This is a genomic window from Halobacteriovorax sp. (assembly GCF_041587335.1).
GTDB lineage: Bacteria > Bdellovibrionota > Bacteriovoracia > Bacteriovoracales > Bacteriovoracaceae > Halobacteriovorax.
Genome location: NZ_JBFGYP010000103.1, coordinates 1 through 11486 on the forward strand (window position 1 = coordinate 1; position 11486 = coordinate 11486).

General features: G+C 33.4%; 11 protein-coding genes. 7 read left to right on the forward strand and 4 right to left on the reverse strand.

The genetic code is table 11. The features are described from left to right. On the forward strand, nt 1-702 hold a 702-nt coding region (locus ABX784_RS12655), incomplete at its 5' end, for an FAD-dependent oxidoreductase (protein WP_372655416.1). Nucleotides 703-711: 9 nt separating this feature from the next. Here ABX784_RS12655 and ABX784_RS12660 read toward each other — a convergent pair. Genes ABX784_RS12660 through ABX784_RS12670 form a run of 3 tightly spaced genes read right to left on the reverse strand, consistent with a single transcriptional unit; the run spans nt 712 to nt 4882 of the window. Continuing rightward, a complete protein-coding gene (locus ABX784_RS12660; protein ID WP_372655417.1) occupies nt 712-933 on the reverse strand; it encodes a Kazal-type serine protease inhibitor domain-containing protein in 222 nt (73 codons plus the stop codon). A 48-nt stretch (nt 934-981) separates the two neighbouring features. Beyond that, on the reverse strand, nt 982-3762 hold the full coding sequence (locus ABX784_RS12665) for a hypothetical protein (RefSeq protein WP_372655418.1): 2781 nt from the start codon (nt 3760-3762) through the stop codon (nt 982-984). Beyond that, nucleotides 3749-4882, reverse strand: a complete 1134-nt coding sequence (locus tag ABX784_RS12670) for a hypothetical protein (protein ID WP_372655419.1) — start codon at nt 4880-4882, stop codon at nt 3749-3751. Before ABX784_RS12670 ends, ABX784_RS12665 begins: the two co-directional genes overlap by 14 nt. A gap of 581 nt (nt 4883-5463) precedes the next feature. Between ABX784_RS12670 and ABX784_RS12675 the strand changes: the two genes are divergently transcribed. Continuing rightward, on the forward strand, nt 5464-5847 hold the full coding sequence (locus ABX784_RS12675; protein ID WP_372655420.1) for a DUF5684 domain-containing protein: 384 nt from the start codon (nt 5464-5466) through the stop codon (nt 5845-5847). Nucleotides 5848-6020: 173 nt separating this feature from the next. Beyond that, nucleotides 6021-6704 (forward strand): hypothetical protein, encoded by a 684-nt coding sequence (locus ABX784_RS12680; RefSeq protein ID WP_372655421.1) that lies wholly within the window; start codon nt 6021-6023, stop codon nt 6702-6704. Between the two features lie 57 nt (nt 6705-6761). Here the strand turns inward: ABX784_RS12680 and ABX784_RS12685 are convergent, their stop codons facing one another. Then, a complete protein-coding gene (locus ABX784_RS12685; RefSeq protein ID WP_372655422.1) occupies nt 6762-7583 on the reverse strand; it encodes a TIGR02147 family protein in 822 nt (273 codons plus the stop codon). Between the two features lie 134 nt (nt 7584-7717). Here ABX784_RS12685 and ABX784_RS12690 point away from each other — a divergent pair, with 134 nt between their 5' ends. The 4 genes from ABX784_RS12690 to ABX784_RS12705 all read left to right on the forward strand — a co-directional run. Further along, a complete protein-coding gene (locus tag ABX784_RS12690) occupies nt 7718-8461 on the forward strand; it encodes a hypothetical protein (RefSeq protein WP_372655423.1) in 744 nt (247 codons plus the stop codon). A gap of 66 nt (nt 8462-8527) precedes the next feature. Beyond that, nucleotides 8528-9274, forward strand: coding sequence for a hypothetical protein (locus ABX784_RS12695; RefSeq protein WP_372655424.1), 747 nt, complete (start codon nt 8528-8530; stop codon nt 9272-9274). 83 nt (nt 9275-9357) lie between these two features. Beyond that, on the forward strand, nt 9358-10614 hold the full coding sequence (locus tag ABX784_RS12700; protein ID WP_372655425.1) for a hypothetical protein: 1257 nt from the start codon (nt 9358-9360) through the stop codon (nt 10612-10614). Nucleotides 10615-10631: 17 nt separating this feature from the next. After that, the coding region (locus ABX784_RS12705) for a hypothetical protein (protein WP_372655426.1) at nt 10632-11486 on the forward strand (855 nt) is incomplete at its 3' end.

The window sequence follows — 11486 nt, forward strand, 5'->3', positions numbered from 1 at the left end:
AGTAAAGATAGAGCACAGTTTTTAAGAAGAAATAAAGAAATAGTTGATCAGAAGATTTTTGATTTCAGTTTTCAAGGTAATTTAGAAGATTGTTTTATTTTAGATAATGAAAGTTTGATGAAAAATATTTCAAATAAAATATCTTCTCTAAATATCACTCAACATAAAGATACAATTGTAGATGTGAGTAGAGACCGCGTTGTCACTCTTATGAGTGGAGAGCGAGTCAGTGGTAAGAAGATCATTAGCGCTCTTGGGGCCTATTCTAATCACTTTTTAAATAGTATGGACCATGATCATTTAAATAAATCTAAAGTTGTTCCTGGGGACTATTTGATCTTTGAAGGTGTTGATTTAGAGTCTGATTCATTTGTTATAACGATGGGACATTTTAATCTTGTTTATAGAGCGTACTCTAAGACCATACTTATTGGTGGAACGTCATTAAAAGATGAATGGAGTGCTGTTGATTATGTTGAGCTAAGGCCTTTATATGATTTCTTTAAGAAGATAATTCCAAGTCTGCCTAGTTTTGAGAGTGGATCTATTAAAACAGGTCTTAGATATAAAGGAAGAAGACGTAGGCCTTTTCTTGGAGAAATCTCTGATTCAATATACTCCTTTCACGGAGTTTATAAAAATGGATTTACTTTCTCTTTTTGTATGGCAAATCAGTTTGTAAATAAAGAACTTAACTTCTAAGAGTTGGCCCTATCTACATTCGCCGTTTTTATAGCTTACGTTTTGGCAGCTAGCAGTACAGGAATTGCTATAGGTTTTTCCATCACTTCCACATACTGGGTTATATATTTCCATACATATACATGAATTTATTTCTGATTTCTTAGATTTGATCTCTTCTTTCTTAATTGGAGTCTTGGCACAAGAAGTTAAAAGAAGAGTAGTTGTGATAATTAAAAATATATTTTTCATAAAGACCTCATAACGATTATACAATCATTAGAGGTCTTTTCAATAGGTTTATTCTATCGTTCCAGGAAGAGATCCTTCAACATTATCAATAATCATCTCAACAACATCACTCTTGCTCTCTGCTTCTGAATCGTCAATTAAGTGCTTCCAGTTGTTAAATACTTTATTGTCTGGTGTTTCTATACCTGTAGTATCAACGTATAGGTATTCTTTTGTCTCATCTCTAAGAGCATCTCTAAACTTTAAGTAGTTCTTGTATCCTCTGATAACTTTGATCAACTTAATCTCTGTTGGACCAAATGAATCTCTAAAGTAACTAGTTCCTGAAGTAAATGACTGTAAGTAATACCAGTTTTCTTCAATTGTATCTTTGTATGGTCTAGAACACATGTAGTAAGAGTTACCTTTAAATGTACTCTCTTTCTTTCCTGTATAGCTTCCACCATATCTGTAAGAGTATGTTGTGTGGCTTGTTGCTTTATATTCTTTTGGTGTAATCATTAAGCAATGGTTGTAGTTTGCTGTTACGTCTACTGCAAATTTCTCAACACCAATTGATTTACTTTCTGATACATCATCTCCAAAAGATTGATTTTCATTGTCACTGTAGTTAATCCCTTTTGAGATATCAAATAGCCTTACACCAAGTCCAAAGAATTCTCCAAAAGGTATCTTAATTGCTGCATCAATACCTGATCTGAAACTTGTATATTCTGATACACTTGTTCCTTCGTAGATTGAAAATCTTGATCCTACAGAGAAGTTAAATCCGTTAGAATACTTTGGTAGTACTTTTTCAACACTATCAACATGTCTCTTAACTTCAAGGTTCATGTAAGTCTGAGGGCTTTTAATACATGCATTCATATCTACAGAGTTCTTCTTTCCGTAAAGAATAGACTCTTGGTAAGCATTCTCTTCTCCAAGAGCTGCTAAACATAGAGACTTCTTGAAGGCATTTCTTTCTTCTGTAGTTGATCCACTACTTAGAAGGTTTAGCTTACCAGTTTTTTGAAATTCTTTAGCAATATAGATTAATCTATTTTCTAATTTCTTTGTATTAAGCATTTTTTCAGCAGCTTCGATACTTAAGTAGTTAAACTTTTCTACATTCTCAAGCTTTTGAGTAATGAAGATATCTTTTGCACTTTGTTTAAACTTACTTGTAAATGCTCTTTTTTCTGTAAAAAGGTTTAAGTTATCAAATAGGTAATCTATGTAATTCTTAAACTGCTTAGCTGGAAGATCTGTTTCACTTTTTTCTACGTCTGTTAAGTTCTCAACATCATAGAAGTCTGTTGCACTTACTTCTCCTTCTAGGATACTGTTATTTACTTTTCCTGTCGTCGTTTGGTGACTTTCAGGAGTGTATCTAGAAGCTGGAGAATCTGAGTCATTTGTATTTAAAGCTTCGTTACTCATAACGTTTGTCTTAATCCAAGGAATCTTTGCCTTAAAGAAACCTGTAACAACTCTTTCTCTTAATCCAATTTCTTTATCGATTGGTTCAAGTTTGAAAACAGAAACTGTTCTTAGGGCCATTCTCGGCATATCAGATACTTTGATTGGAAGATCAATTAATGTGTTTATTGTTCCGTTTACAACTTCAACTTCTTTCTCTGCACCTGTTATATATGTGAAGTCAGAGAAGTTAGTCTTATCAATTTCCATCTCGGCATGGTTCGGCGCTAAGATCATGAACTTAAGTTTGTATTTACCACCTTCAACTTCAGAGAATCTTGGAGTGTTAAATCTATGACCTCTATCTAGTCTTGGGTTAAGTACTACCTGATAAGTTTTAGATACAGTTAAGTTTAAGTGCTCATTTACACTAAAGTTATTAACATTGTTACCAATTAAGATATACATCACTCCATTAATTTGGAATCTACTCTTTTCTTTAATTGGGTTTTCTTCACCTTTGCCAAATCTTTCATCTACTAGATCATTATCCCAAGGGTTTAATAAAATCCCAGTTGTAATAGCTTCTTCTGAAAGTGGTCCCTCTAGAACTTTTGCAGTAAAACGTGCATTCATCCAGTGTGAATAGTTATGTTGTTCATACTTTGTGTTTGTTCTATATTTAAAACAACCTTTGTGGTTTGTTTCAACACTTATAACATTTGTTTCTTCAATTTCAGGAACTTCAATTGTCACTTCTAGTGATCTGTTCTTAATTGGAGCTTCAGTACTCTTAGCATATACACATGATGAGAACTCTAGTTGGTATTCCTGGTATTTAGTATCACTTCTTTTTTCAAGAGTTGAATTTGCTTTAATTAATAACTTTACTTCATCTAAGATAAGTTTAGAGTCTATGTCGTTCTTTGTTAGTGCTGAGTTTTCAGATGTTTGACACCCTTGAGCACCAGTTTTTGTTAAATCTGTAAAAGCAGACTTTGTAGGATCTACTGAATATTTCAGAACTACACTTGAACCTTCCGAAGGAATAGATAGTGTTCTTGTTTCTTCTGAACAGTTTACAATCTTTGAGTAATCTACTTTCTTAACTTCTGACCATGTTACACACCCACTTGCATCAGTAGATAGACTACCTGTTATTCCAGAAATAGTTACGGCCTTAGAGTTTAGATTTCTAACTCCAGTAGGATCTTTTAAACAAGCTCTAAGAGTAAATCTAACATCTTCAATAGCTTGGTTTACGCTACTTGATGCAGAGATTAAATTCTCAGTACTTACTTTTGAGAATGAACTCAACTGTAGTCCACTTGTGTTTGAATTTTCTTTCTCATCTTTAACCCCGAACGAACAACTTGCCGTTAGAGTTGCAATAAGAATTAGAGAAGCAATTCTCTTAGAAAAGATCATAGAGTTTCCTTAAGCTTAGAATGAATATTGTTTCGTCTGCTTGATATAAATTATTCTTTATAACTTTATTTTGGATAATCTCTGTTGAAGCACCAAGTTTAGACTCAGTATTGTTATAAGCTAACTTCAACTTATTTCCTTGCTTATTAGCAAGTCCGTACTTCGATGAGTTGTAGTATGCAATCGCTGCATCTGATTCAATTTTAAAATTTGCGATTTCTACTGAATAGTTTTTTTCATTATTTGTGTAGTTTAATCCTAAGGCCGCAATGTAACCTGTATTGTCTGCATCAGCAGCAGTATTGCTTAGGTGGTTAAACTTCGTAGTTAAGTTAATACTTTCGTTAATATTTGCAGAATATCCAGCTGCAATATGCCAACCTTGATATTCATTAGTAAGAACACCATTTCCATTATCAATAGGTGAGCCAGTGTTACCTAGTAAAATTGATTCGTAAGCAACAGCATTTGATATATCGCTAAAAGCAAAGTGAGTAAGACCTAATTCGAATGTTCCTACAAATAGCTCTTGTTCAACTTTTACAGTTTCAGTAAAGAATCTTGGATCTCCATCTTCTTCAACATCAATTCTTTGAGAAAGATTTCTATTGTTTGGAATGGCCTGCATTGCAAACACACTAATCTTTGTATCTAAAACTTTATACTTAAACCCTTCTTTAGCAGCAATAAATCCCTTATTCCCAACTAGAAGTGGGGCATCTAATACGCTTTGATTGATTACACCTGCTTGAAGGTCTAATATGCTTAGCGGAGTGTAAGTTAATTTTGCTTCTTTCAAGTAGTTGCTGTTACCAGGCTTATAAATATTGTTATCTCTTGCAGTTGTGCTTGAACCTGTTTGAACATTCATCCCACCAGCTATATCCACAGCTAAAGAGTCAGTAATTTTATGATTCGCCTTTGCTCCAATATTTACACCCATAACTGATGCTTTATTTAATGAGCTATCTGCCTTAAGTCCACCTAGTCCAAAACTTAGTTGTACTGAAGTATTCTTAGCTTGAGCTGTAGTATTCTCTGAATCATTAGCAATAGCTGGCAGTGAAACTAATAAGATCCCCTGGGCCATCATTAATAATGTCTTCGAATATTTTGTCATATTAACCTTCTCTAATACTTTGAATAAGATTTTCTAACACGATGGGCTATTATGCGCAAGGCGTTGTATTTATTTTATATAGCTATATATAAGCAAGAATGATTCCAACTTTTGTCTTAATGTATAGAGACTAAGTATCTGAATATAGTAGTAAATATAACGCGAAAGGTGTCTACACTTTGGTTAGTGTTTAAAATTTAGACAATGCGATTCTGGTATATGTAAATTGTTTACACTTTTGTCTATCCATCCTCTATATACAGATTGTTAATAAGACGGAGTTCACTTAAACTTCTATCTATATATACAATTTTAATCAATAACTCATATAAGGACGAAATGGACTCTGAAGATGCACTTAAATTACTCTTAAAGTTCGTAATTGGAGCTACTATAATAGTTTCGTGTCTTGGTGCTTACTACAAATTGAGACCAGTTGAGGCCCCCTATCAAAGTCTAGATAATTAAATTTATAAAAGTAAGAATTGTTCAATAGATTTAATTAGTAAGAAATCTTATGTGTATTTTTTTAAACGACCTCCGATATCTACATTAACCATAAATATTATAAGGAGAATGTAGTGGAAGGAATTGTTTTATTAGTATTATTTGCAGCTTTTGTTATTGCACCTATGGCCGGAATTTGGAAAGTCTTCTCAAAAGCAGGTATACCAGGCTTTTTAGCTTTTATCCCTTTTGTTAATCTCTTCTTTCTATGTAAGGTTGCTAATAGAGAATGGTTCATGGGGTTTCTCTTCTTTGTTCCAATCGTAAATATTGTATTTAGTTTTATAGTATATAACGATATAGCTCAGAGATATGGAAAGGGAGTAGGATATACGCTAGGACTTATATTTTTACCGATGCTCTTTTTTCCATTACTAGGATTTACAGCAGAGCCTATAAAAGGTTTTAAGGAAGTTTCTAATGAAGCCTCTTCTAATGAAAGTTTTGAAGTCGCATAGTTCAATAGAGTAGGGTCTGTGAAAAGACCCTTTCATTTTATAAATCTTATATTAAAAAAACTTAGTTCTACCATTGTCTAATAGGACAGTTGTCCTGATTGTCTCTTAATTTATTGTTATTGATATCTGTATTTATTTTAATTCTTTTATCGTAAATCAATTAGGAGATAATCTTGAAAATTATTAAATTAGTTTTTATTACTGTAGTTATGATCTTTAGTTCGGCCCATGCAAAAAATGTATGTACTAGCAGGATTGAAAGGTCCATAGAGTGCCTGGACTCTATTAAATTTAAAAATAGTGACTTCTATGATTCTAAAGGAAAGTTCCTCCCAGAGAAGGCCAAGGACGCTATCATTGCTGTTCTAAACTACCATGGCTACCCTATGTTTGAAGGTATCAGAGAGAAGATATTTGTTATGGATTACAATAGTGGAAACTTTTTAAATGTTGGTCTTTCAGGTCTAATGTATGAGAACAACCAAAAGAATCTATATATGCTTTTAGATATATTCTTACTTCCAAATCAAATGCTTGCTGAACACTGGCATGTTGACGGTGAGACTACAGCAGCTAAGAGAGAGGGTTGGCTTGTTAGATGGGGAAAGAGTTATATCGCCGGTGTAGGAAAGGATAATATGAAAGACTATCCAGAATTAAAAATTCCTAAGATTCACTGGGACGGTAAGGTGTCCGCAAGAAATATTGAAGTGGCCGAGCGTGGGGATTACATTAACCTTAAACAAGTTCTAACGCCACACTGGCAAAAGGCGGGAGATGAAGGTGCAATCATTACTGAAGTTGCAAACTTCGCTGATGGTAAAGCTGTTAAGAGATCTGATCCCAAAATGAACTAGCTTTTATCAAATTTTAAGCAGCAAGTTTTCTGTGTACTACTTGCTGCATATTTTTATTTAGAGTTTAAACATATCCAGAGTATAGCAGTAAACATCTTCAGGCTCTGACTCACCAATTACTTTTCTTGAGCTCTGGATGGACTTGATTAGTATTTCTCTGATGGCCTGCGCGTCCTTCTCTGTAACACTTATAACACCTGAGTAGTGCATATCTTCAAAGGAGTTATTATCTTCTTCAGAGCTTGCGTCTAAACTAGAGATGGCCTTCATTCTCCAGTTGGTGTGGTGCTTACTTATCATTGGGCTATCACTTGAGAGGTGGATATCTCTAGAGCCCAATTCAAATGAATTTCCTTCTTTTACTATGATCGCTGCATTCAAGAGAAATTCGATTGTCTCTCTCGCTTTAGAAATAGGAATATTGAGTTGTTGTGCAATCTCTTGTGGGGTGTGAAACTTCTTTGTACTTATGAGAGCATGCACCGCCATAAAGTGCCAGCTCGAGTAGTATATTTGTTGATCGACTTGATTAATCTCGCCCTTTGCTTCTAGTCTATTCTTGAGTTTTCTCTGTTCATCTACGAACGCATTCATTTGATTAATGAAATAAGACTCTAAATTCTTAGATCCTGCCCTTTCTTTTTGAACTAATAAAAGAAAAAATTCTTTTTCACTATTCGTTAAATTTAGTAGAGAGCTTAGTTCGATAGATTGCTCTAAGGTGAAATTTGCTGTTTTATTAAGTACTTGTGATACATAAGCAGTGTGTATCCTAAGCTCGTTTGCTATTTTCGCCTTAAAGCCTCTACCTGAGTAGGGTAAATTTTTTATATAGTCTCTAATAAATTTTTTATAATCGATATAGTCGTATAAGTTCATAAATATCAGCCTGTTATGATCTTTAGTTAATTTGAGTATAGCATAAAACCGTATTTATTAATTAAGTTTATGTGTTTGTGCGTCATATTTTCATATAAAACTCTCTCACTGAAACAAATAACCTTGGAGAAAATATGAAAAAGCTAATACTAGCACTACTACTTATTACGACTACTTCTTTTGCAGGAGTAATTGATTTAAAGGACGGATTCAACGGTCAGTCTAAGAGACACTTTCTTAAGACATTAAAAGATGGAAAGTCTGTAGTCGTTAATTTCGATAGACCTACATATGTTGAGTCTATTTTACTTTCTGCTACAGGAAAGCAAAGAGCATACTCATTTGGAAAAGTTTTCGCTGATGGAGATGAGATTGCAACTCTTGGCGTTCCAGGTAGAGATCCTATTTACCCAGTTATTGTAAAAGGTCTTGTATCTCAATTAACAGTTTACGCAACAGAAGGTTCAAAATTTAAAATAGACAGCTTTAAGATTTATACTGGAAACTCTGGTTACCGTTCTTACCGTTCAGGATCTTTTCGTCAATCATCAAAGTTTAATATCTCTGTATGGGGAGAGGAAACATTGGCCATTCTTTTTGAATTAGATCACCTCTACGATATCTCTTCATCTGCTGATAGTGAAATGTTTAAAAATATGAAGAAGGCAGCAATGAAGTTAGCTGCAAGTGAAAGAGTTAGGCAGGGACAATCATTAAAGACTTTAAGAAAAGCAAAAGAGCTTGTGAAGATTATTGATCAGGCAGAAGTCATCCTTTTAAATAACGATAATCTTATGTTTAGTTTTCAGGCCGATAGACTTCTTATTGATCTATTAACTGTTAGAGAAGACATCTTAGAAGGATACGACTTTGATTAGAATATAAAGAATAAACATTTTTTAAAAATATACTTATAAGAATTAATTAATAAAAACGGAGATCACATGAAAAATATACTACTAACAATTGCACTTACTCTTTTTACACTAAATGTTTCGGCGAATGTTTTTGACCTAAGAAGTGAAGGTTACACAGGTAGATACTGTGTTGGAGATACGCTTTCATATAATTTAGATGGAGAGTTTGTAGAGAAAATTCTTGTAAGTGCAGAAGGAATTTCTAGAGACGGTTTCATTAAAGTTTATGCTGACGGAAACCTAATTCATAATATTGGAGTTCCAGGTTATGATCCAGATTATACATTTCGTGTAAGACAGTCTGTATCAAATATTACACTAAAGTTTGAAGAAACATGTTCAAGAATTTTAGATATGAAAATATTTACTGAGGGACAAACTTCTAGCCGTGATAGTCATTCTTTTCGTGGATACGGCGTAGAGGGGTGGGGAACTGACGTTCAGTCTATTGTATCTGAAATGGCAGAAAGATCACTTCTTTCTGGAGATGACCTTTGGAATAACTTCCTAAAACCACTTCAAGTTCTAGCTATTAAGTATGATGCAGTAGCTGCTGTTTCAGGTGAAGGTGATGTTAAAGCTGCATACTATGCCCTTAAATTAGCGAAAGTTATTGCAGATAAAGAAGATGAGCTACTTGATAACGCAAGTAGAAGACAAGATATGACAAATGTAAGAGATCTTATGCAAATTAAAGAAGATATCCTTGAAGCATATGACGTAAAGTCTCGAAATCTTGATTCTGAAATACAGGAACTAAGTGTCTATTTATAATACACCTTAGGAATACTTTACATAAATATCGATAAAGATAAGATTCGATATTAATATTTAATAATTATAATTTAGGAGTCATCATGAAATATATACTAATGCTAGCGCTTTGTATGAGCTTTTATTCAAAGAATTCTTTTGCAAATGAGTTAAGCGAAGAAGTTTTTTTAGAATTTGTTGTACAGACTGAAAAAGGTATGGAAATCGATATAGTTGGTCTATGTGCTCATAGCCTCGAATGTAAAGATGAAATAAATATAAAATACAGAGATATTTTAGATTTAAAGATCACGCGTACTAACCCACATTCTTATTACATTTATAAAAGTTTTAAAGATACAATTGCCTTTTGCTATAAATATGATTGTGGTGGAGAGGATTTAAATGGGTCAGTTTCTATCACATCTAACTTGCCTATCGTTGAGTTTAATTCAGGCTATAGCACTTTTAAAGTCGTGAATGGAAGTACTTTAGACTTTGATTCAAGAGGTAAAAAAGTGCAAAGTATAGACAATAAGAAAAGATTAACTCTTATAGATGATGAAATAATAACTTTGAAGACAATTACTGTCTCTGGTGCAATGACAAACTTTAATAGCTATTACCAACATGCAAAAGGTCCTCTAAAGAATGCATTAAAAATGATTAAGAGAGAGACACTTACATTTCAAAAAAGTATGTCAAAATCTGATAGGAATGTTGACCATTTTGAGAGATTTTTAGTAAGCCTAGATGATGCGATGTTAATACTTGAAGATAAGAAAGACTACTCTGTTCTTGACTGGAGAGTTCAAGAAGGAATGAGAAGAGTTGTTTCTTTTGGAATGATTATTTCAGATGTTCTTTGGGCATATGAAGATGTTCCAAGTGTTGTACGAAATATTGCTAATATTAGAAAGTTTAGAGATGAAGTTAGAACTGTCTATGGTTGGAATGATACACTTGCTGGTAATGTTTCTAAAACAACTGGAGCAATCTTTGAGCTTCTCCATTATGAAATTAAACAGATCATGCTACTTAAGTTAGAAGTTGGTTTTAATAACTACTCAACTTATAACGATCTATCTACTGAGATTAAAAAATTAATTGTTATGGTTAACGCTAATGACGGTGGTGATATGGTTGTCGCACAAAATATCCATGGATTTATGAATAAGTGGAATGATTCGGCATGGCAGATTGAGCTACAGAATTTAATGGAAGCTAAGCTTGACCTTAGAAACCTTGTAAGACCTAAACTTAAATACATGTTAAATGCAGTAATGGCACTAGAAGAGTTGATTGACCAAAGAAAAGTTTACTTTGAAATTGATGTACTTAGAGACGCACAAACAGAATAAATCCTAGCGAGGAATAAATGAATATTACAAGAATAATTGTTATGACATTTTTCATTCTAAGTTCTTTAAATAGCTTGGGTAACAACTCAGTAGAGGATGACACTACTCTTACTTCAACTGAAAGTGAGAGTACAAACTCTGAGAGAAGTCTTCTTTTGATTGAAGAAGAACTCTCTCTACCAGAGCAATTAGAACAAAGGCAAAGTTTAGATACTTTTCAAGAGCTTCTAAGAGATCCACGCTTAAGGTCTGGTGGTGGATTCTCGAGTGGTGGAGGCGGAAATAGTGTTGTTTGTTTTTCAAAGAACGGTAAGTTGGCTGAAGTGTCGCTACTCGATTATTATGAAGGTATTCGTAAAGATAATTCTCTAGTTAAAGAAATAAATCTTGCAGGGGATAGTGTTGAAGAAAAAATTGTTAATGCATTATCTACACTTGAAAAAGAATATCCACGTTTAACAACGAAATTAAAGAATAGAGCTCTTTGGCTACATTCTAATATTGATACTTACCTTATTGATTCAAAAGATGGGAAGCTCTCACCTGTATACGATATGAACATTCCTTTCGTTCCTCAGTTTAACGAAGAAGGTGATGAGTGTCAGATTGTTAGGTTTGCAGTTCAATCAAAAGAACATGTTGAAGGTCAAAAGAAGTTCTTCTTCGTTAAAGATCTTTATAACCACCCTCTAACTAGTGACACAACTAGGGCAGGGATAATTCTTCATGAAATTATTTATGAAGAGGCCATTTTAAACAAGTCTGTTAATAGTGACTTTGTTAGATGGCTAACTTATTTAATTAGTTCTAAAAAAATTAGTCAAATGACTTCTAACGAAATTCAAGGTCTTCAGTATCAACCAGGTGGTGAG